The 20,556-nt window shown below is 42.0% G+C and carries 20 protein-coding genes and 1 pseudogene; 10 read left to right on the forward strand and 11 right to left on the reverse strand.

Annotated features, from left to right (window positions below):
• Nucleotides 1–56: 56 nt before the first annotated feature.
• The 5 genes from ACTG7L_RS05865 to ftsB form a co-directional block, all read right to left on the reverse strand.
• Entirely contained in the window at nucleotides 57–1,268 is a 1,212-nt protein-coding gene (locus ACTG7L_RS05865; protein WP_439327804.1) for an ATP-binding protein, read from the reverse strand.
• Between the two features lie 120 nt (nucleotides 1,269–1,388).
• The gene (locus ACTG7L_RS05870) at nucleotides 1,389–1,913 is read right to left on the reverse strand and encodes a glycosyltransferase (protein WP_439327805.1); all 525 of its coding nucleotides are present in this window, start codon (nucleotides 1,911–1,913) and stop codon (nucleotides 1,389–1,391) included.
• Complete coding sequence (locus tag ACTG7L_RS05875; protein ID WP_439327806.1) at nucleotides 1,897–2,343, reverse strand: glycosyltransferase; 447 nt, start codon at nucleotides 2,341–2,343, stop codon at nucleotides 1,897–1,899. Before ACTG7L_RS05875 ends, ACTG7L_RS05870 begins: the two co-directional genes overlap by 17 nt.
• Nucleotides 2,344–2,488: 145 nt before the next feature.
• On the reverse strand, nucleotides 2,489–3,226 hold the full coding sequence (gene ispD / locus ACTG7L_RS05880) for a 2-C-methyl-D-erythritol 4-phosphate cytidylyltransferase (RefSeq protein WP_439327807.1): 738 nt from the start codon (nucleotides 3,224–3,226) through the stop codon (nucleotides 2,489–2,491).
• Entirely contained in the window at nucleotides 3,226–3,504 is a 279-nt protein-coding gene (gene ftsB / locus ACTG7L_RS05885) for a cell division protein FtsB (RefSeq protein WP_439240364.1), read from the reverse strand. The genes ispD and ftsB overlap by 1 nt, the downstream gene beginning before the upstream one ends.
• A 164-nt stretch (nucleotides 3,505–3,668) precedes the next feature.
• Between ftsB and ACTG7L_RS05890 the strand changes: the two genes are divergently transcribed.
• The 5 genes and pseudogenes from ACTG7L_RS05890 (at nucleotide 3,669) to ACTG7L_RS05910 (ending at nucleotide 8,416) form a co-directional block, all read left to right on the forward strand.
• Nucleotides 3,669–4,181, forward strand: coding sequence for a hypothetical protein (locus tag ACTG7L_RS05890; RefSeq protein ID WP_439327808.1), 513 nt, complete (start codon nucleotides 3,669–3,671; stop codon nucleotides 4,179–4,181).
• A gap of 60 nt (nucleotides 4,182–4,241) precedes the next feature.
• Nucleotides 4,242–5,357, forward strand: a pseudogene (fruB, locus tag ACTG7L_RS05895) (fused PTS fructose transporter subunit IIA/HPr protein); the annotation flags it as partial.
• Nucleotides 5,358–5,362: 5 nt separating this feature from the next.
• Nucleotides 5,363–6,307 (forward strand): 1-phosphofructokinase, encoded by a 945-nt coding sequence (gene fruK / locus ACTG7L_RS05900; RefSeq protein WP_439327809.1) that lies wholly within the window; start codon nucleotides 5,363–5,365, stop codon nucleotides 6,305–6,307.
• A gap of 3 nt (nucleotides 6,308–6,310) precedes the next feature.
• Nucleotides 6,311–7,975: a fructose-specific PTS transporter subunit EIIC gene (locus ACTG7L_RS05905; protein WP_439327810.1), complete on the forward strand. Its 1,665-nt coding sequence runs from the start codon at nucleotides 6,311–6,313 to the stop codon at nucleotides 7,973–7,975.
• A 144-nt stretch (nucleotides 7,976–8,119) separates the two neighbouring features.
• Nucleotides 8,120–8,416 carry a YfcZ/YiiS family protein gene (locus ACTG7L_RS05910; RefSeq protein ID WP_439240350.1) on the forward strand — a complete coding sequence of 99 codons (297 nt, stop codon included), beginning with the start codon at nucleotides 8,120–8,122 and terminating at the stop codon, nucleotides 8,414–8,416.
• Nucleotides 8,417–8,492: 76 nt separating this feature from the next.
• Here ACTG7L_RS05910 and ACTG7L_RS05915 read toward each other — a convergent pair whose 3' ends face one another.
• Nucleotides 8,493–8,747 carry a DinI-like family protein gene (locus tag ACTG7L_RS05915; protein ID WP_439240348.1) on the reverse strand — a complete coding sequence of 85 codons (255 nt, stop codon included), beginning with the start codon at nucleotides 8,745–8,747 and terminating at the stop codon, nucleotides 8,493–8,495.
• A 256-nt stretch (nucleotides 8,748–9,003) separates the two neighbouring features.
• Between ACTG7L_RS05915 and rpsL the strand changes: the two genes are divergently transcribed.
• From rpsL to tuf, 4 genes are all read left to right on the forward strand, one after another.
• Complete coding sequence (gene rpsL, locus ACTG7L_RS05920) at nucleotides 9,004–9,378, forward strand: 30S ribosomal protein S12 (protein ID WP_034616415.1); 375 nt, start codon at nucleotides 9,004–9,006, stop codon at nucleotides 9,376–9,378.
• 123 nt (nucleotides 9,379–9,501) lie between these two features.
• Nucleotides 9,502–9,972 carry a 30S ribosomal protein S7 gene (rpsG, locus tag ACTG7L_RS05925; protein ID WP_439240344.1) on the forward strand — a complete coding sequence of 157 codons (471 nt, stop codon included), beginning with the start codon at nucleotides 9,502–9,504 and terminating at the stop codon, nucleotides 9,970–9,972.
• Nucleotides 9,973–10,069: 97 nt separating this feature from the next.
• Nucleotides 10,070–12,172 carry an elongation factor G gene (gene fusA / locus ACTG7L_RS05930; RefSeq protein WP_439327811.1) on the forward strand — a complete coding sequence of 701 codons (2,103 nt, stop codon included), beginning with the start codon at nucleotides 10,070–10,072 and terminating at the stop codon, nucleotides 12,170–12,172.
• A gap of 69 nt (nucleotides 12,173–12,241) precedes the next feature.
• Complete coding sequence (gene tuf, locus ACTG7L_RS05935; protein WP_439327812.1) at nucleotides 12,242–13,426, forward strand: elongation factor Tu; 1,185 nt, start codon at nucleotides 12,242–12,244, stop codon at nucleotides 13,424–13,426.
• A gap of 134 nt (nucleotides 13,427–13,560) precedes the next feature.
• Here the strand turns inward: tuf and ilvA are convergent, their stop codons facing one another.
• The 4 genes from ilvA to ilvG form a co-directional block, all read right to left on the reverse strand.
• Nucleotides 13,561–15,102 (reverse strand): threonine ammonia-lyase, biosynthetic, encoded by a 1,542-nt coding sequence (ilvA, locus tag ACTG7L_RS05940; protein WP_439327813.1) that lies wholly within the window; start codon nucleotides 15,100–15,102, stop codon nucleotides 13,561–13,563.
• Nucleotides 15,103–15,242: 140 nt separating this feature from the next.
• Complete coding sequence (ilvD, locus tag ACTG7L_RS05945; protein ID WP_439327814.1) at nucleotides 15,243–17,078, reverse strand: dihydroxy-acid dehydratase; 1,836 nt, start codon at nucleotides 17,076–17,078, stop codon at nucleotides 15,243–15,245.
• A gap of 196 nt (nucleotides 17,079–17,274) precedes the next feature.
• Nucleotides 17,275–17,499, reverse strand: coding sequence for an acetolactate synthase 2 small subunit (gene ilvM, locus ACTG7L_RS05950; RefSeq protein ID WP_439240333.1), 225 nt, complete (start codon nucleotides 17,497–17,499; stop codon nucleotides 17,275–17,277).
• 13 nt (nucleotides 17,500–17,512) lie between these two features.
• On the reverse strand, nucleotides 17,513–19,165 hold the full coding sequence (gene ilvG / locus ACTG7L_RS05955; RefSeq protein WP_439327815.1) for an acetolactate synthase 2 catalytic subunit: 1,653 nt from the start codon (nucleotides 19,163–19,165) through the stop codon (nucleotides 17,513–17,515).
• A gap of 151 nt (nucleotides 19,166–19,316) precedes the next feature.
• Between ilvG and ACTG7L_RS05960 the strand changes: the two genes are divergently transcribed.
• Nucleotides 19,317–20,135 (forward strand): Cof-type HAD-IIB family hydrolase, encoded by an 819-nt coding sequence (locus ACTG7L_RS05960; protein WP_439327816.1) that lies wholly within the window; start codon nucleotides 19,317–19,319, stop codon nucleotides 20,133–20,135.
• Between the two features lie 48 nt (nucleotides 20,136–20,183).
• On the opposite strand, the gene zapB is transcribed toward ACTG7L_RS05960, so the two are convergent.
• Nucleotides 20,184–20,402 (reverse strand): cell division protein ZapB, encoded by a 219-nt coding sequence (gene zapB, locus ACTG7L_RS05965; RefSeq protein WP_439240327.1) that lies wholly within the window; start codon nucleotides 20,400–20,402, stop codon nucleotides 20,184–20,186.
• Nucleotides 20,403–20,556 lie beyond the last annotated feature (154 nt).

Genomic DNA, 20,556 nt, shown 5'->3' on the forward strand with positions numbered 1-20,556 from the left:
TTTGTAAATGTCGCCAATGTGCGGTGATTTTTTAGGGGGATTTTGCAAAGAAAAAATCACCACGCCATTTGCAAAAAATCCATAATATGACAATGTTTTATGCCGTCTATATTTTCATTGAATAATTCGTCCATCGTAATCACATATTTAGGGTAATGATCCTTGATGCTTTGCAAGGGCGAAAATTCACGCTGTATGGTTTGTTCACTTTCTAATTTATACGAAACTTGAATATAGATTTTTTCTTGCTGTTTTTGAGCGATAAAATCAATTTCTTTATCGCCTAGTTTGCCGATATAAACCTGATAGCCACGCCGTTTAAGTTCTAAAAAAATGATATTTTCTAAAATACCAGCAATTAAACTGATACGAAAACCCATTGTGGCATAAAGCAGGGAAATATCGCCTAAATAAAACTTTTCCTGTGTTTTTAAAATTTCTTTGCCGTGAATATCAAAACGGCTGACTTTATGTAAAATAAAAGCACTTTCTAAAGCATTCAAATAATTATAAACGGTGTTTAAATCCACTTTGCGTTGTTGGCTTTTAAAATAATCCGCCACATTTTTACCTGAAAACGTATTGCCGATATTATCAAAAGCATAGCGAATAATACGTTCTAATAATTCCACATCACGGATTTTATGCCGTTGTATGGTATCTCGCAAAATCACCGAAGTATAAATATCTTGCACGATTTTATATGCAGTTTCTTCATTAAAATCGGCAGTATGCACCACAGGAAAACCGCCTTTTTTGAGATATTCATTAAAATATTGCAATGGGGAAAATTGCTCTCTAGAATAATGCTGTTTAAAATCTAAAAATTCTAAAAAAGAAAGGGTAGAAATCGGAATTTCAATATAACGCCCAGCCAAATAAGTAGAAAGTTCAGACGATAATAAATGTGAATTTGATCCAGTGAGATATAAATCCACATTAAAATCAACCATAAAGGCATTGATGGCTTTTTCCCACTCAGTTACTTCTTGGATTTCATCAAGCAAAATATAATATTTTTGCTGAGTTTGGATTTTATTTTGCACAAATTGATACAGCTTTTCGGCGGTTTTTAATTCCGCCACTGCAAAACTTTCAAAATTGAGATAAATGATTTGTTCGCTCAGTACGCCTTTTTGCAATAATTCATCTTGCAACATTTTAAGCACGGTAGATTTTCCCGAACGGCGTAAGCCTGTAATCACTTTGATTAGGGGCTTATCTATGAACGGTTTGAATTCGGCAAGGTAGTTTGGGCGTTTAATCATCACAAATCCTTAGGGGTATAACCATAAAAACCGCATTATAAACAAAAGTTTTTATGGTTTCAACCATAAAAACTTTAATAAATCATAAACTTTTTATAGATATAACCATAAAAACATCACCTAATTCACCAACTCAATCTCCGCATTCCCCTGAATGGCATAATCAAAATTCATTTTATACAACTGCTTTACAATTGATTGAAAATAATTTAATGGCATATCCACAATTTCATTCCACGGCAAAGAAGCATAAAAATCGTGGATATTGCTAAAATATAAATATCGGGTTTGATAATTGTTGAGCAGAGCATTTTTGAAATTATAAATCAAGCCTGCGTGATTCGGTTTATTCCAAGGCTTTAAATTGTCGGTATAGTGAATAATTTTCGGAAACGAAAATTGCGTTTTTTTCCCTTGAGTAAATTGAATAATATCGGGAAAAGCATAGGCTTGTTGGTAATTATAACCTTGATCTAATGAGAAATACTGATCACCAATAAGTAAGTTCAATACGTCCTGATCGCCGTGTTTGAATTGTGGATTGTCAAAAGTGGTTTTGAGTAAAATATGCTCGTCCAAATGCCATAAATCGGAGTTAAAAAAGAGTACGCCAGCATTAAAATAATATTCAGGCTGCCAAAGCAATGCGTCCTTGACAGCAGCTATGCCATAAGATACGCTTGCTGTGCTGTGCTGTGCTGTGCTGTGCAGGATTTTGCATTAAATCAAAAACGTGAGTCAAGTCGCCATTCACTATAGTATCAATATCTAAATAACACCAGCGGTTATCTTTTTGGTGGGGCAATAAGCGGTTGATAAAATAGCGAGCATAGGTTGTGGTGGTGATATGCCCATTATTTTTAAGTCCTGCTAAATCTGTTGCCGATAATATATAGTAAAAAAATCGGCTGTTTCTTTTTTGCATATAGTAACCGATACGTTGGAGAAATTCCTCATCCAGCGGTTCGTTGATAAATAAAAAGATATGCACATTTTCATGATAACACATTACCGATTTTAAAACGGTTTCAAAATGTGGCAAGTAATTTTTGTCGGCGGCGAAGACGAAGTTCATTTTAGGTTTCCAATGTTGATATTAATTTATATAAATTAATAAGTGCCAAGATAAGACATTCTTATTCTAATAAAAGGTGCTACAAAGCGCAATATTTCACCACTGAAAAGTCGATAGTCAAAAATCCGTCATTTTTCACCGCACTCTAATACGCTTCAGAATGTTGCGATAAATAAAATTCAGCCAAGGCTAAGTCTTCAGGACGTGTTACTTTGATATTATCGGTTCGGCCAGTCACTAAGTGCGGTTGAAATTCCGCGAGTTCCATGGCGGAGGCCTCATCGGTAATGGCTAATCCTTGTTGTAATGCAGTTTGTAATGCTTTACGTAATAAATCCACAGGAAAAAATTGCGGGGTCTGGGCAAGCCAAATGTGGTTGCGGTCTTCAGTTTGTTGAATTTGTTGTGTGGCCGTGGCTCGCTTGATGGTGTCGACGGCTGGAATGGCCAGAATTGCACCGTTGGGATCTTGGATGGCCAATAATTGATCAATATCTGTGTGGGTTAAACAAGGTCGTGCGGCATCATGCACAAGTACCCATGTGTTGTCGCTTGGTACAATATGCGTTAATCCGTTGAGTACGCTGTCGGCACGGGTTTCGCCACCTTGAACCAGAACAATGCGAGGATCGTTTAAAAAAGGCAAATCGGCTAAATAGGGATCATGGGGCGCTACGGCTAAAATCACTTGTTCAATCTGGGCGGGGTGAGTGAGCAAGGCGGTGACGCTGTGTTCTAAAATCGTTTTGCCTTGAATACACAGATATTGTTTGGGTTTATCCGCTTGCATGCGAGCGCCAATACCCGCTGCTGGCACGACAGCCACAATTCGGCGAGGGGACGAGGCGAAAAGTGCGGTGAATTTTTGTTGATTTTTTGCCATTATTTATTTTCTTTTACAATGCGATAAAAGGTTTCGTTAGGTTTGACCATTTCGTATTGTTGTCTGGCTCGTTCTTGAATGGCGTTCACGCCATCTTTTAAATCATTGACTTCCGCTAAAATGAGCTGATTGCGTTGTTCGAGTTTTTTATTTTCTTCTTTTTTTAGCGCAATGTCTTCGCTAGCCTGTTGGTTATCCAAGTAGCCATTTTTACCGAACCAAAAATCGTATTGGAAAATCAGTAATACCGCAGTAAGGAGGAGAATTAATAAGCGCATAATCTTGTTTATTGTTCTGAATAAAGTGACGCTTATAGTTTAGGGGAAAAAGGCGCATAAAACAAATACAAAATATAGATTGGCGATAAATCGAGGCTTTTTGTTGGTGATATGGCGGACTAGCGTTATAATGTGGAACAAGTCGTTAGTCGAAAGGAGGACTTATGTTAAAAAAATTATCACTGATGTTGGCGGTGGCCTGTTTGGTTGGCTGTTCATCAGTGACGTCTTATATTCCGTTTATGGGCAGTGAGAAAACCGTGATTAATTTGGATAAAGAACAGATTGATCAGAAGTCTTATGCGGTGGCTTATTCTGCGGCGGCACAAACCTATAAAGGCACGGTGCAAGCGGATTATGATGTCAATTCTTTTACTAGCGGGGTGAATGATTGGTATTTAGGTAGAATTTTAGTGTCGGTGGAACAAGTGAAAGCCAAATTGGCCTCGGGCATTGATAGCAATGTGCATGCGTATTATAGCGGCGTGGTGTTTGCCTCTGATTTGCAGAATAATTTTAGTCGTTTAAGTGCGGATTGTTGGTCTAAAATTGATCGTCCAAGTATGACACAGGGGATTTATGATGCGATGCGAGATCTGCAAAAAGATCGTGTAAAATCGGAAGATGATGAATACTTGAGTAAAGGCAGTGAAGAATTGCTCAGTGTTTGTAAATAACGTGGTGAGTTAGGTGCGTTGAGTATCTAACTCTTTTTTATTTTTAAGGAGACATGCTGAATGTTTAATTTACCTGAAAATTATATTCATCTCGCTCAAACGGCGGAGAATAAACAACAAGCCATTGAGATGGCTGCAGCGGCCTTGAGCAACACTGGATTAGTGGATCCAGCGTATGTGCAAGGTATGTTAGCTCGTGAACAGCAAACCTCGACCTTTTTAGGCAACGGGATTGCGATTCCTCACGGTACATTGGAAACTCGTGACTTGGTGAAACAAACTGGCGTGGCGGTGTTTCAATTCCCTCAAGGGATTGAATGGAGTGAGGGCAATATCGCTTATGTGGTGATTGCGATTGCGGCCCGTTCTGATGAACATTTAACCTTGTTGCGTCAATTAACCCAAATTTTAGGGGATGAAGACACTGCTGCTAGATTGGCGAAAGAGTCGGACGTGAGCAAGTTCCGTGCGTTATTATTAGGAGAGAACCAAAATTTAGTGGTGTCTGCTGAAACGATTATGCTAAATGTGGAAACCGATAATCTGTTGACGTTAACGGCGATTAATGCCGGCAATTTAGAACGTCAAGGTGCGGTGGAAAAATCCTTTGTTTCTGACGTAGTAAGTTCATCTGCGTTACCGTTAGGGCAAGGTTTATGGTTAACTGACAGTTCGCAAGGAAATCTGAAAAATGGGTTAGCCGTGAGCCGAGCCAAAAATCATCCATTAGTGGTAATTACGGTTTCTGCTAAAGATGAGGGTGTAAATCAGGTGTTATCTCGTTTGCTAGATCCACCAGTGCAACAATGTTTATTGCAAGGTTCAGTGACAAAAATTGTCTCCGCATTAAATGGCGAAGCGGTGGTTGTTGAACCTGTAAACGTAGCGGATACAAATTCTGCCCAAGAAGTCGAAGGGACGTTTACGATTAAAAATGAACATGGTGTACATGCTCGCCCTGGAGCCGTGTTAGTTAATGAAGTGAAAAAATATAATGCGACTGTACTCGTGCAAAACCTAGATCGTGGTGGTGCCTTAGTGAGTGCGAAAAGTGCGATGAAAATTGTGTCTTTAGGTGCCGTTAAAGGACATCGCTTACGTTTTGTGGCGACTGGCGAACAGGCTCAACAAGCCATTGACGGTATCGGTGCGGCGATTGCTGCGGGTTTAGGGGAGTAATGATGAGCAAAAAAGTAGCAACCATTACGCTCAATACTGCCTATGATTTGGTCGGGCGTTTGGCTCGTATTGAATTGGGCGAAGTCAACCAAGTGGAAACGCTAGGGTTATTTCCTGCTGGCAAGGGCATTAATGTCGCCAAAGTACTCAATGATTTAGGCGTGAACGTCGCCGTGGGTGGTTTTTTAGGCGAAGATAATGTGGGCGATTTTGAACATCTATTCCAAAGCCTTGGCTTAGAAGATCGCTTTCAACGTATTGCAGGCAAAACACGAATTAATGTCAAAATTACTGAAACCGAGGCGGATGTGACCGACCTGAATTTCTTAGGTTATCAAGTGCAACCGCAAGATTGGCAAACCTTTGTGATTTCATCATTAGATTATTGCCGACAGTTTGACATTGTGGCGGTATGTGGCAGTTTGCCACGTGGTGTGAGTCCTGAACAATTTGCCGATTGGTTAAAACAATTAGCTAACGTCGGTGTGAAAGTCGTGTTAGACAGTTCCAATGCAGCATTGACAGCAGGACTAACGGCTAATCCGTGGTTGGTTAAACCTAATCACCGTGAATTGGAGGCTTGGATCGGTCAGCCGTTAAATTCTGTTGATGAAATTATTCAAGCAGCCAAAAAATTGCAAGCACAAGGCATTGCGAATGTGGTGATTTCTATGGGGTCGAAAGGCTCGGTTTGGTTGAGTGAACAATGTATTGTGCGAGCCGAACCGCCACGTTGTGAAAATGTGGTGAGTACGGTGGGGGCAGGCGATTCCATGGTGGCAGGGTTAATTTATGGTGTGGTGAATCAGCTTTCACAAGCCGATACTTTGGTATTTGCTAGTGCGGTATCTGCTTTTGCTGTATCGCAAAGTAACGTGGGCGTGAGTGATCCAACATTGCTCGATCCTATTTTGCAACAAGTTAAAATCACGGTTATTGAAGGATAAATTATGCGTATTTTTATTACATTTTCTGAAAACGTTGGACAGGCCAAAGCCTTTTTAATCCGTCAACGTTTAACTCAAATCGCTCAAACTCAAGGTGTTGAGCTCATCGAACAAGCAGAATCTGCGGATGTAGCCTTAGTGGTGGGGAAAACCTTACCCAATTTAACCGCACTTTCAGGTAAAAAAGTGGCGTTAGTAGAGATAGAAACCGCTTTCCAATCTCCTGAATCAGCTTTAGAACAGGTACACAATAATGCGGTGGATTATGTTGCACCAGCACAAACTGCGGTGCAAAATGGCACAATTTCTGGACGTAATATTGTGGCGGTAACCGCTTGCCCAACCGGTGTGGCACATACCTTTATGTCTGCTGAAGCCATTGAAACCTATGGTAAAAAAATGGGTTGGAATGTACGAGTGGAAACTCGAGGTCAAGTGGGGGCAGGCACGCCGATTACTGATGAAGAACTGGCTAAAGCAGATTTAGTCTTTGTGGCAGCGGATATTGATGTAGATTTGGATAAATTCCAAGGCAAACCGATGTATCGGACTTCTACGGGATTAGCTTTAAAGAAAACCGCACAGGAATTTGAAAAAGCCTTTGTGGAAGCGAAAATTTATCAGCCAGCCAGTGGAGAGAAAAACGAAACGGCTAAAACTGAACGCAAAGGATTTTATAAACATCTAATGACAGGCGTGTCGCACATGTTGCCGATTGTCGTCGCAGGTGGTTTATTGATTGCTATTGCTTTTGCCCTTGGTGGTATTTACGTAGGTAATGAAGAAAATGTAGGTACCTTTGGTCACGATATGATGACATTGGGTGGTGCGGCATTTGGTTTGATGATTGCCGTGTTCGCCGGTTATGTGGCATATTCCATTGCCGACCGTCCCGGATTGGCAGTCGGTTTAGTCGGTGGTTCGCTTGCTGCCAGTGCTGGTGCTGGGATTTTAGGCGGGATTATCGCTGGTTTCCTTGCTGGTTATGTGGTGAAAGGATTAAACCAATTTATCAAATTACCGGCCAGCATGAGTGCGTTAAAACCGATTTTAATTTTGCCATTGTTTGGTACCGCTATTGTGGGTTGGTTGTTGATTCATTATTTAAATCCACCGGTAGCTTTTGCCATGAAATGGTTAGAAAGTTGGTTAGCCGGTTTAGGTTCAACTAATGCCATTTTATTTGGTGCTTTGCTCGGCGGTATGATGTGTATCGATATGGGTGGCCCAGTCAATAAAGCGGCTTATGTGTTTGGTACGGGTTTGATAACATCCGGTATTACGACACCAATGGCAGCGGTGATGGCTGCAGGTATGGTGCCACCGATTGGGATGGCCATTGCCACATGGATTGCTCGAAGTAAATTTGACGACGCTCAACGCAATGCGGGTAATGCCGGTTTTGTGTTAGGACTTTGCTTTATCTCTGAGGGTGCCTTGCCATTTGTGGCGGCTGACCCATTACGTGTGATTTTATCAAGCGTACTCGGTGGTGCGACAGCGGGGGCCATTTCAATGAGCTTAAATATCAGCTTACCTGCACCGCACGGTGGGGTATTTGTCGTGCCGTTGGTCTCACAACCATTGATGTATTTATGTGCAATTGCAGTCGGTTCATTAGTGACAGGTGTGTTGTATTCTGTGATTAAGCCGAAACTTGTGAAATAATGACCGCAGTTTAATATAACATATTTTTAACAAAACCCTTGTATTTACAAGGGTTTTTTATTGTTATTGAGTGGAAAAGGTTGATCCCCAAAGCATTTAGTATTAAAGTAACCCCAGTCTTTCATTATTAAAATAGGAATAGCCATGAAATCAGATAAACCCATTGAATGCGTAGGTTGTAATACTTTTGACGTTGGTTCAATTATTGATAATAGCGAACGTTCAGCACAATTTGATAAAATTTATGTGACTCAAGAAGAGGCAGAAAAAGCATTAGCAAAATTGGTACAAAAAGCCCGTGATACAGAAAGTGAAGATGAACCTTGTCAAATTGAAAGTGATATTACCCCCGTAGAGGGCGGGTTCCGATTGACAGGAAATTTCACTTTTAGCTGTCAAGCCGAAGTGGTGATCTTCCAATTAGGCACAAGAGCGATCTAATTTCTCTTTTGATCTTGGTTGAAGTGCGGTGAAAAAGGTGATTGTTTTTCACCGCACTCTTTTTTCTCTCTTATTTCTACATTTCTAAAATAGAATCATCCATCCATAATTCTTCTAAATATTCCGTAAAACGTTGCTTTTCATCAGAATCTCGAAAGCCTGAAATATCTGCACCTGATGAACTGGAAAAACGAATGCGGACGTTAACATCTGAAAATTTTTCCGCAATGCGTTGAGGTAGAACCTGTTGTAAACGTTCAACGAGTGCCATTTGGTATTCTAATTTTTTATTGTCACGTTCTTTGACAAAACGAATGTCGAGTTGTTTCATAATGTTTCCTTGTATAGTTGTTTTGTTTATTTGTACAGTTATAATATCTGAATTTAATATCAGTGTAAATATGTCAGGTGTAATTTTTTTGAAATTATTTTAAAAAAGGGCGGTGTGCGGAGAATTTGATGGAAAAATGGCTTAATTCTTGACAATGATCCTTTTCAGGATTAGAATTCCACGTCTATTTCTTTATGGAATAGATTTAAACAAAAAAACATATTCATTTTGAATTTAATTAAACTGGAGTCTATTAATGGCAACTATCAACCAGCTAGTACGCAAACCGCGTGTGAAAAAGGTTGTGAAAAGTAATGTACCTGCATTAGAGGCTTGCCCACAAAAACGTGGCGTTTGTACTCGTGTGTACACTACTACACCTAAAAAACCGAACTCAGCATTACGTAAAGTATGCCGTATTCGTTTAACTAACGGTTACGAAGTAACCTCTTATATCGGCGGTGAAGGTCATAACCTTCAAGAGCACAGTGTTGTGCTTATCCGTGGTGGTCGTGTTAAAGATTTACCAGGTGTGCGTTATCACACCGTGCGTGGTGCATTAGACTGTGCTGGCGTAAAAGATCGTAAACAAGCACGTTCTAAATACGGCGTTAAACGTCCTAAAGCTTAATGGTTCTCCGTTAAGTAAGGCCAAACGTCTAAATTAAACATTTAAACCATAAACTCCAGTCAACATGCGAAAGCACAAGATGAGTTTTGGGTATCCTGAAGAAAAAACAACGGAGAAATAGCAATGCCACGTCGTCGTCGTATTGAACCACGCAAAATTCTTCCAGATCCGAAGTTCGGTTCAGAATTACTTGCGAAATTTATTAATGTATTAATGGTAGATGGTAAAAAATCTATCGCAGAATCTATCGTTTATGATGCGTTAGACACTTTAGCACAACGTACCGAAAAAGATGCGTTAGAAGCCTTTGAAGTGGCATTAGAAAACGTACGCCCAACCGTCGAGGTTAAATCTCGTCGTGTTGGTGGTTCTACATACCAAGTACCAGTAGAAGTTCGCCCAACTCGTCGTAACGCATTAGGTATGCGTTGGATCGTTGAGGCAGCACGTAAACGTGGAGATAAATCCATGGCATTACGTTTAGCTAACGAACTTTCAGACGCTGCTGACAACAAAGGTGCAGCAGTGAAAAAACGTGAAGATGTTCATCGTATGGCTGAAGCAAACAAAGCGTTTGCTCACTATCGTTGGTAATCAGATCACGGTATTTATTCAAGGCTTCATCAGGCATTTTGGCGGTGAAGCCTTACCCATATAAAGAATTTAATTAAACCAAAACAAGGTAATAATAATGGCTCGTACAACCCCTATATCACTTTACCGTAATATCGGTATCAGTGCGCACATCGATGCGGGTAAAACAACTACTACTGAGCGTATTTTGTTCTATACTGGTGTAAGTCACAAAATCGGTGAAGTACACGACGGTGCCGCCACAATGGACTGGATGGAACAAGAACAAGAACGTGGTATCACCATCACCTCTGCGGCAACGACTGCATTCTGGTCTGGTATGTCACAACAATATCCACAACACCGTATCAACGTAATCGACACTCCGGGACACGTTGACTTCACTATCGAAGTAGAACGTTCAATGCGTGTACTTGATGGTGCGGTAATGGTGTACTGTGCGGTAGGTGGTGTTCAACCACAATCTGAAACCGTATGGCGTCAAGCTAACAAATATAAAGTACCACGTATTGCGTTCGTCAACAAAATGGACCGTACAGGTGCAAACTTCCTACGTGTGGTTGAGCAAATCAAAACTCGCTTAGGTGGTAATGCCGTTCCTTTACAACTTCCAATCGGTGCAGAAGATAACTTCACGGGTGTGGTTGATTTGTTAAAAATGAAAGCGATCAACTGGAACGAAGCTGACCAAGGTATGACATTCACTTATGAAGATATTCCTGCAGACATGGCTGATGCTTGTGAAGAATGGCATCAAAACCTTGTTGAAGCCGCAGCGGAATCTTCAGAAGAGTTAATGGAAAAATACTTAGGTGGTGAAGAATTAACTGAAGAAGAAATCAAAACCGGTTTACGTCAACGTGCCTTAGCCACTGAGATCATCTTAGTGACTTGTGGTTCAGCGTTCAAAAACAAAGGCGTTCAAGCCATGCTTGATGCGGTAATTGATTACTTGCCAGCACCAACTGATATCGAATCTATCAAAGGTATCAACCCAGATGAAACCGAAGGTGAACGTCACGCAAGTGATGATGAACCATTTGCGGCATTGGCATTCAAAATTGCCACTGACCCATTCGTAGGTAACTTAACTTTCTTCCGTGTTTACTCTGGTGTGGTTGAATCTGGTGCAACGATCTTAAACTCAGTGAAAGATAAACGTGAACGTTTCGGTCGTATCGTACAAATGCACGCTAACAAACGTGAAGAAATCAAAGAAGTCCGTGCGGGCGATATCGCCGCAGCCATCGGCTTAAAAGAAGTCGGTACTGGTGATACCTTATGTGATATGAATAAACCAATTATTCTTGAACGTATGGAATTCCCAGAGCCCGTAATCTCTGTAGCGGTTGAACCAAAAACTAAAGCTGACCAAGAAAAAATGGGTCTTGCTTTAGGTCGTTTAGCCCAAGAAGACCCGTCATTCCGTGTTCACACGGATGAAGAGTCTGGCGAAACCATCATTTCAGGTATGGGTGAGTTACACTTAGATATTATCGTTGACCGTATGCGTCGTGAGTTCAAAGTGGAAGCCAATATCGGTAAACCACAAGTATCTTACCGTGAAACTATCCGCACTCGTGTTAACGATGTGGAAGGTAAACACGCAAAACAATCTGGTGGTCGTGGTCAATATGGTCACGTTGTGATCGATATGTACCCATTAGATCCAGAAGGTCCGGGTTATGAATTCGTCAACGAAATCAAAGGTGGTGTAATCCCTGGTGAATACATCCCAGCGGTTGATAAAGGTATCCAAGAACAACTTAAATCAGGTCCATTAGCGGGCTACCCAGTCGTGGATTTAGGTGTTCGTTTACACTTCGGTTCATACCATGATGTTGACTCCTCTGAGTTAGCGTTTAAATTGGCTGCATCATTAGCATTTAAATCTGCATTTAACCGTGCAAACCCAGTGTTACTTGAGCCAATCATGAAAGTTGAAGTGGAAACTCCACCAGACTACGTGGGTGATGTAATCGGTGACTTAAGCCGTCGTCGTGCCATGGTGAACGGTCAAGAAGCCAACGAATTTGTGGTGAAAATCAATGCCGAAGTGCCATTATCCGAAATGTTCGGTTATGCCACTGACTTGCGTTCACAAACCCAAGGTCGTGCATCTTACTCAATGGAACCGTTAAAATATGCTGAAGCACCGAAAAACGTGGCTGAGGCAGTAATCGAATCTCGTCGTAAATAAAACTTTATTTAACAAAAACTCCCTAAAATTGCACCGCAGTTTTAGGGACCAACAAAAGGAAACTGAAAAGTGTCTAAAGAAAAATTTGAACGTACAAAACCGCACGTTAACGTGGGTACAATCGGCCACGTTGACCATGGTAAAACAACTTTAACAGCAGCAATTACCACTGTATTAGCAAAAAAATACGGCGGTTCAGCTCGTGCATTCGACCAAATCGATAACGCACCAGAAGAAAAAGCACGTGGTATCACCATCAACACTTCACACGTTGAATACGATACCCCAACTCGTCACTACGCACACGTTGACTGTCCGGGACACGCCGACTATGTTAAAAACATGATCACTGGTGCGGCACAAATGGACGGTGCAATCTTAGTCGTTGCAGCAACAGATGGCCCAATGCCACAAACTCGTGAACACATCTTATTAGGTCGCCAAGTAGGCGTGCCATACATCATCGTATTCTTAAACAAATGCGACATGGTAGATGACGAAGAGTTATTAGAATTAGTCGAAATGGAAGTACGTGAATTACTTTCACAATACGATTTCCCTGGCGACGATACGCCAATCGTACGTGGTTCTGCCTTAAAAGCCCTTGAAGGCGAAGCAGAATGGGAAGAAAAAATCGTTGAGTTAGCTAACCACTTAGATACTTACATCCCAGAACCAGAACGTGCAATTGACCAACCGTTCTTATTACCAATTGAAGACGTGTTCTCAATCTCTGGTCGTGGTACCGTTGTTACTGGTCGTGTAGAACGTGGTATCGTACGTACTGGTGATGAAGTTGAAATTGTTGGTATCAAAGATACCACAAAAACAACCGTAACGGGTGTTGAAATGTTCCGTAAATTACTTGACGAAGGTCGTGCAGGTGAAAACATCGGTGCATTATTACGTGGTACCAAACGTGAAGAAATCGAACGTGGTCAAGTATTGGCTAAACCAGGTTCAATCACCCCACACACCGACTTTGAATCAGAAGTTTACGTATTATCAAAAGAAGAAGGCGGACGTCATACTCCATTCTTCAAAGGTTACCGTCCACAGTTCTACTTCCGTACAACTGACGTAACAGGTACAATCGAATTACCAGAAGGCGTGGAAATGGTAATGCCAGGCGACAACATCAAAATGACAGTTAGCCTAATCCACCCAATCGCCATGGACCAAGGTTTACGTTTCGCTATCCGTGAGGGTGGCCGTACCGTTGGTGCTGGCGTGGTAGCAAAAATTGTTAAATAATTAACGATTTAACCAATAAATAGTAGGGGCGTATTATTGAATACGCCCCTTTTGTATATCTGCCAAGATAGTCACGATAAACGGAAAATACGTGTACCTAAGTTGGAAAAATGCGGTATTTTTTCAGTCAGTTTTTACCCCACTAGAAAATACCGATAAGCCACACTTTCCGTGACATCTTGATAGCTGTAACCGATTTTTTCGAGCTGTTGCGTAAATACTGAAAGATTGTCTTTTCCCACTTGGAAACCCGCTAACACATTGCCATAATCTGCACCATGAGCACGATAATGGAACAGTGAAATATTGGTATTGGTAGTATTCAAGGTGGCTAAGAAATTGAGCAATGCTCCTTTTTGTTCAGGGAATTCAAAACTATATAAACGTTCGTTTAACTGGCTGTTTGAACGTCCACCGATCATATAACGAATATGGGTTTTGGCTATTTCATCATCGGATAAATCTTGTACATTATAACCATTATCACGGAGCTGTTTGAGTATCGCTTGTTTTTCTTGTTCACCTGTAATACGCACGCCCACAAAAATACAGGCCTGTTTTTCATCTGCATAACGATAGTTAAATTCCGTCACCGGATTTTGCCCAAGAATTTGACAGAATTTTAAGAAACTGCCCTGTTGTTCTGGAATGGTGACGGCAAACAATGCCTCTTGTTTTTCGCCGATCTCACAACGTTCAGACACATAACGCAAAGTATGGAAATTCAGGTTAGCACCAGATAGCACGTTGACTAAGGTTTCGCCTTGAATATTATGTTGTTTAACGTATTTTTTCAGGCCCGCTAACGACAACGCCCCTGAGGGTTCAGATACGGCACGGACATTTTCAAACATGTCTTTCATGGCCGCACAGATTTCATCACCGTTTACTAGCACCACATCATCAAGATATTGCTGGCATAGACGGAAGGTTTCATCTCCAATACGTTTGACCGCTACGCCGTCAGCAAATAAACCGACACGCTCTAAGTCTGTTGGCTCACCTGCTTTTAATGCGGCATATAAACAAGCACTGTCTTTACTTTCGACACCAATCACTTTAATTTCAGGTAAAAGTTGCTTGATTAACACCGCAATTCCAGCGGCTAAACCACCACCGCCGACGGGTACAAAAATACGGTCGATATGGCTATTTTGCTGTAATAATTCCATGGCTAATGAACCTTGCCCTGCGATCACGGCAGGATGATCGAATGGTGGGATCAGGGTCATTTGTTTGGTTTGCGACAGCTCAATGGATTTGGCTTTGGCCTCGTCAAAATTGGCACCGTATAAAAAGACTTCACCACCAAAACTACGCACCGCATCAACCTTAATTGACGGTGTATTTTGTGGCATCACAATTAAGGCTTTTAGACCTAAATGTTGAGCAGATAAGGCAACACCCTGAGCGTGATTGCCAGCAGAGGCGGTAATTACGCCAGCTGCTTTTTGTTGTTCGGTTAAACCTGCAATCATGGCATAAGCACCACGCAATTTGAAACTATGCACAGGTTGACGATCTTCACGTTTCACCAAAATTTGATTGCCCAATTTTTCCGATAATTTTTGCATGGGTTGCAAGGGGGTAACTTGTGCTAATTCATAGACTTTGGAACTTAAGACCGCTTTTAAATAGTCTGAACCTGTGGGTTGATTGGGTAAATTATTTGTCATTTTTTCACCGCAGTTTTATTGTTAATGATTATAAAAAAATCCCCCTCTCCCTATGGGAGAGGGTCGGGGTGAGGGTTGTTTAAATGATTTTACCCTCACCCTAGCCCTCTCCCAAAGGGAGAGGGAACGAAGAAAGGAATTTATAGTTTGCTTTTATCTCGCACCGCCCCTTTATCCGCTGACGTCGCAAAATGCCCGAATACTTTTAAGGCAAAGGATACTTCACGTTCACGGTTAACGGGTTGCCAACCTCTGGCATCTTGTTCTGTACGGCGTTGGGCTAATTCTTGCTCAGACACCAACAATTCAATGCCACGGTTTGGAATATCAATGGCGATTTTATCCCCATCACGCACTAAGCCAATGGCACCGCCAGATGCAGCCTCTGGGGAACAGTGACCAATGGAAAGCCCAGATGTTCCACCTGAGAAACGGCCGTCTGTTAACAAGGCACAGGCTTTGCCCAATCCCATGGATTTTAAATAGCTCGTCGGATAAAGCATTTCTTGCATACCTGGGCCGCCTTTTGGCCCCTCGTAACGGATCACTACGATATGGCCCGCTTTGACTTTGCCACCAAGAATACCCGATACGGCGTCTTCTTGGCTTTCAAACACAATGGCCTCGCCAGTGAAATTCCAAATGGATTCATCTACGCCTGCAGTTTTGACGATACAACCATCTTCCGCAATATTACCGAATAACACGGCCAAACCGCCCTCTTGCGAAATGGCATTTTCTTTGTTGCGGATACAACCACTAACACGGTCATCATCCACCGTATCCCAACGAGTGTCTTGCGAGAATGCTTTAGTGGTGCGAATCCCCGCAGGACCTGCACGGTAGAATTTTAAGTTTTCTGGATCACGGTTACGGATAATATCGTATTGATTTAACTGTTCTTCAAGGGTTAAACCTAGCACTGTGTTAGTGTGGCGATGAATTAAGCCTGCACGATCTAACTCGCCCACAAGCCCCATAATCCCGCCTGCACGGTGGACGTCCTCCATGTGGTATTTATTGGTATTCGGGGCAATTTTGCTTAAACAAGGCACTTTGCGAGAAAGACGATCAATATCCGCCATGGTGAAGTCCACCCCTGCCTCTTGTGCCGTGGCTAATAAATGCAACACGGTATTACTGGATCCACCCATGGCAATATCTAAACTCATGGCGTTTTCAAAGGCATCAAAGGTGGCAATGGAACGTGGTAGCACGCTTTCATCATCTTGTTCATAATAACGTTTGCATAGCTCCACAATTTGACGACCAGCTTTTAAGAATAATTCCTTACGGTCGGCGTGCGTGGCCAAACAAGAACCATTGCCCGGTAAGCTCAAACCAAGCGCCTCGGTTAAACAGTTCATGGAGTTTGCGGTAAACATACCTGAACAAGATCCACAAGTCGGGCAAGCACTGCGTTCAATGGCATCAATACGCTCATCACTAACGTTGGGATCAGCGGCTTCGATCATCGCATCTACTAAGTCCAAACGAATTAATTGATCAGATAATTTGGTTTTGCCTGCTTCCATTGGACCGCCAGACACAAAAATCGCAGGGATATTTAACCGCATGGCAGCCATTAACATCCCTGGGGTGATTTTGTCGCAGTTGGAAATACACACCATCGCATCAGCACAGTGAGCGTTCACCATATATTCGACGCTATCGGCAATTAAATCACGGCTTGGCAAGGAATACAGCATACCGCCATGTCCCATGGCAATACCATCATCTACCGCAATTGTATTAAATTCTTTCGCCACCCCGCCTGCTTTTTCAATTTCTGCCGCTACTAACTGCCCTAAATCTTTTAGGTGAACGTGACCGGGAACAAACTGAGTAAAGGAATTGACCACTGCAATAATCGGTTTACCGAAATCGCCCTCTTTCATACCAGTAGCACGCCATAAGGAACGTGCACCAGCCATATTGCGACCTTGTGTTGAGGTCGCTGAACGTAATTTAGGCATAGATAATCTCTCCAAAATTTTTAAATATTATGAAATTTTACCCTCACCCTAGCCCTCTCCCAGAGGGAGAGGGAACTGTATAACCTCCCCTCCTTTGGTGAGAGGGAACTGTACAACCTCCCTCCTTTGGTGAGAGGAAACTGTATAACCACCTCTCCCTTTGGGAGAGGGTTGGGGTGAGGGTTAAAACCTTTAATTAATCACAACTTACATCAACCACATCATGCAATTTCGCTAATTGGTTGATCAACAAATGAATTTCTCTCGTACTGGTCACACAAAAATCTAACCAAACTTTATCGTTTTCCAATTTCATGGTTAATTTGGTCACGCTATACCCACGCAGACGGACAACACGTAAAATGCGTTCAAGCACTTCAGGACTTGGATTAGCCACAATGGTTAATTCATGTAATAACATATTTTCTCCCCGATTAATTTTCTAACATATCCGCATTGCATGCACCCGGTGGCACTAACGGCCAGACACATTCTTCCGGTGGAATGCAAACATGCAAGAAATAGGCGGTGGGTGATTGCAATAAACGATCTAACGCCGCATCTACTTCACTGGCTTTCTCAATACGTTCACCCGCAATATCAAAGGCTTTTGCTAGCGTGACAAAATCTGGGTTGTCGTCTAAAATCGTGGAACTGTGGCGTTCATTAAAAAACAAGGATTGCCATTGACGCACCATGCCTAAGCGTTGGTTATCCAACAGCACAATTTTCACTGGCACATCATAGGACTTCACCGCCCCTAATTCTTGAATATTCATCATAATTGAGCCGTCACCCGTGACCAAAATCGACTGATCTTGCGGACGTGCCATTTTAGCACCAATAGCCGCAGGTAAACCAAAGCCCATGGTGCCGAACCCTGCCGAAGTAATAAAATTCTCTGGGGCGTAATAATCAATATGTTGTGCTGACCACATTTGATGTTGTCCCACGTCAGTCACAATAATATCGGTTGGGGCTTTTTTATCAGATAATTCATGCAATAACCAAGTCGGTTCAATATTACCTGCCCCTTGATTTTTCCCATAAGTAAAATCAAATTGTTGTTTTAACTGCTGAATATTGTCACGCCAAGGTTGAATGTTTAACGGTTGGCTCAAGCCTTGCAGAATTTGAATTAAATCCCCTTGCAATGCCACATCTGCGGTGCGTAATTTGTTAATTTCCGCCGCATCAATATCCCCATGAATCACTTTGGCATGAGGGGCAAAGGTGTCTAATTTGCCTGTCACACGGTCATCAAATCTTGCCCCTAACACCACCAATAAATCCGCCTCTTGCACCGCTAAATTGGCGGCTTTCGTGCCGTGCATGCCAATCATGCCCATATAATAAGGGGTATTGGCAGGAATCGTGCCTAAGCCTTTTAAGGTTGATACACAAGGAATTTGGGTCGTTGCAATAAATTGACGCAAGGCCGTCGTGGCATTCGCCATACCAACCCCACCACCAATATAAAGCACAGGTTTCTTTGAATTTTTTAATAATTGCACCGCACTTTCGAGCTTACTTGTCGGGACTTTTTGTGGGGCTAACGCCGGATACACCACCGGTTTCGCCTCGGTGGGTGCTAATTGAATATCACGAGGAATATCCACTAAGACAGGACCGGGGCGACCACTACGTGCAATTTGAAAGGCTTTGGCAATAATCTCAGGCAGTTCATCTACGGATTGCACGATAAAACTGTGTTTAGTACAGGCCAAGGATAACCCCAACACATCCGCCTCTTGGAACGCATCCGTGCCGATTAAGTGGCTAGCCACTTGCCCTGTAATGGCGACCACCGGAATGCTGTCCATAAACGCATCCCCCAAACCGGTGACAAGGTTGGCTGCACCGGGGCCAGAGGTGGCAATACACACCCCCACAGTGCCGTTGCCCAAGGCTCTGGCATAACCAATGGCCTCCATGGCTGCACCCTGTTCATGACGACACAGAAAATGTTCAATGCCACAATCATAAAGGGCATCATACGTAGGCATAATCGCTCCACCGGGATAACCAAACACAATGTTGACCCCCTGAGCTTTCAGACATTCAGTGACTAATCTTGCTCCATTCATTGTTGTACCTGCAAATTCGTTATTGTTTTAGCGTAATATTCTTCATTATAACGATCTTTCTTATTATTCCCACTATTTATTGAGAAAAGTGCGGTCATTTTTTAGTGATTTTTGCTATAATTTCAAAAAATACCAGATTTAAGGATAAAAAATGCAAAACTTGCCTTACCGTGCCGTAGTGTCCGATATGGATGGCACCTTGTTAAACGCTCATCACGTGGTCGGTGAATTTACCGCTGCGACCCTTGAAAAAGTGGCGGCTAAAAATGTGGATATTGTACTTGCCACAGGGCGTGGCTATCCAGATGTGGCATTTATTTTAAATAAAATGAACATCGAAAACGCCGCCATGATCACCTCCAACGGTGCGGAAGTGCATAATTTGCAAGGCGAGTTAATTTACAGCAACTATTTACCTGAACAACTGGCTTTTGACATAATGCAAGAACCCTTTGATCCGTACAAAATTTGTTTAAACAGTTATCAAGGTGAGGACTGGTTTATCAATGTGGATATTCCCGAATTAAACAAATATCACCAAGAAAGTGGCTTTACTTATCAGGTGGTAGATTTTGCCAAACATCATGGCAAACATTGCCAAAAAATCTTTTTTATCGGACGTACGTTGGACGATTTATTGCCTTTAGAACAACGCCTAAAAGAAAAATACGGTGACCAAACCGCCATTATTTATTCCACACCACAATGCCTAGAAGTGATGAATAAAAACGTGTCAAAAGCCACCGCACTTTCCGAGCTATTAAAGCAACGTGACTACGATTTATCTCAATGTATCGCTTTCGGCGACGGCATGAATGATAAAGAAATGCTAGAAGAAGTGGGCAAAGGTTGCATTATGGCCAATGCTGATCCGAGATTACTCACCGCCTTACCTGACTTAGAACGAATTGGCTTGAATAAAGATGAATCGGTGGCGAGTTATTTGCGAGCGGTATTTGGGGTGTATTAAGCATAAAGAAAAACCCACGAAAGTGGGTTTTCATTTCTGAGATAATATTTAAACGTTATCAATCTGCCCCAACAATGAACGTAAACGTTCTTGCCAACTGTCATGCTCCACTTTTAATTGCTCATTTTCATTACGTAACGCATCATAGGCTTGTTGAGCTTGTTGATTTCTGTCTTTTAATTCTTCTACTTCTAATTGAAGTAATTGAATGGTTTCAACGGCTTGTCGGATTTTACCCTCTAGCTGATCTAAAATTTCTAATGACATAATAAATTCCTTTAAAAAAATAATGTAAGTGTTACTTGGTATTCTACCCATATATGCCCGTTTTTAAAAGTGGCAAATGAGAAAAAATGGTCAGAACAGCGAATTTTTTCATGCTCACCATAACACAGGGCGCAAACTGGTGCTAAAATAACGG

The sequence above is a fragment of the Lonepinella sp. BR2357 genome (assembly GCF_051851525.1).
In the GTDB taxonomy this organism is placed as follows: domain Bacteria; phylum Pseudomonadota; class Gammaproteobacteria; order Enterobacterales; family Pasteurellaceae; genus Lonepinella.

What these genes read in the sequence shown, in the direction of transcription:
- ACTG7L_RS05865 (WP_439327804.1), bottom strand. Translation starts at nt 1,268, where the DNA reads ATGATTAAACGCCCAAACTACCTTGCCGAATTCAAACCGTTCATAGAT.
- ACTG7L_RS05875 (WP_439327806.1), bottom strand. Translation starts at nt 2,343, where the DNA reads ATGAACTTCGTCTTCGCCGCCGACAAAAATTACTTGCCACATTTTGAA.
- ispD (WP_439327807.1), bottom strand. Translation starts at nt 3,226, where the DNA reads ATGGCAAAAAATCAACAAAAATTCACCGCACTTTTCGCCTCGTCCCCT.
- ftsB (WP_439240364.1), bottom strand. Translation starts at nt 3,504, where the DNA reads ATGCGCTTATTAATTCTCCTCCTTACTGCGGTATTACTGATTTTCCAA.
- ACTG7L_RS05890 (WP_439327808.1), top strand. Translation starts at nt 3,669, where the DNA reads ATGTTAAAAAAATTATCACTGATGTTGGCGGTGGCCTGTTTGGTTGGC.
- fruK (WP_439327809.1), top strand. Translation starts at nt 5,363, where the DNA reads ATGAGCAAAAAAGTAGCAACCATTACGCTCAATACTGCCTATGATTTG.
- ACTG7L_RS05905 (WP_439327810.1), top strand. Translation starts at nt 6,311, where the DNA reads ATGCGTATTTTTATTACATTTTCTGAAAACGTTGGACAGGCCAAAGCC.
- ACTG7L_RS05910 (WP_439240350.1), top strand. Translation starts at nt 8,120, where the DNA reads ATGAAATCAGATAAACCCATTGAATGCGTAGGTTGTAATACTTTTGAC.
- ACTG7L_RS05915 (WP_439240348.1), bottom strand. Translation starts at nt 8,747, where the DNA reads ATGAAACAACTCGACATTCGTTTTGTCAAAGAACGTGACAATAAAAAA.
- rpsL (WP_034616415.1), top strand. Translation starts at nt 9,004, where the DNA reads ATGGCAACTATCAACCAGCTAGTACGCAAACCGCGTGTGAAAAAGGTT.
- rpsG (WP_439240344.1), top strand. Translation starts at nt 9,502, where the DNA reads ATGCCACGTCGTCGTCGTATTGAACCACGCAAAATTCTTCCAGATCCG.
- fusA (WP_439327811.1), top strand. Translation starts at nt 10,070, where the DNA reads ATGGCTCGTACAACCCCTATATCACTTTACCGTAATATCGGTATCAGT.
- ilvA (WP_439327813.1), bottom strand. Translation starts at nt 15,102, where the DNA reads ATGACAAATAATTTACCCAATCAACCCACAGGTTCAGACTATTTAAAA.
- ilvD (WP_439327814.1), bottom strand. Translation starts at nt 17,078, where the DNA reads ATGCCTAAATTACGTTCAGCGACCTCAACACAAGGTCGCAATATGGCT.
- ilvM (WP_439240333.1), bottom strand. Translation starts at nt 17,499, where the DNA reads ATGTTATTACATGAATTAACCATTGTGGCTAATCCAAGTCCTGAAGTG.
- ilvG (WP_439327815.1), bottom strand. Translation starts at nt 19,165, where the DNA reads ATGAATGGAGCAAGATTAGTCACTGAATGTCTGAAAGCTCAGGGGGTC.
- ACTG7L_RS05960 (WP_439327816.1), top strand. Translation starts at nt 19,317, where the DNA reads ATGCAAAACTTGCCTTACCGTGCCGTAGTGTCCGATATGGATGGCACC.
- zapB (WP_439240327.1), bottom strand. Translation starts at nt 20,402, where the DNA reads ATGTCATTAGAAATTTTAGATCAGCTAGAGGGTAAAATCCGACAAGCC.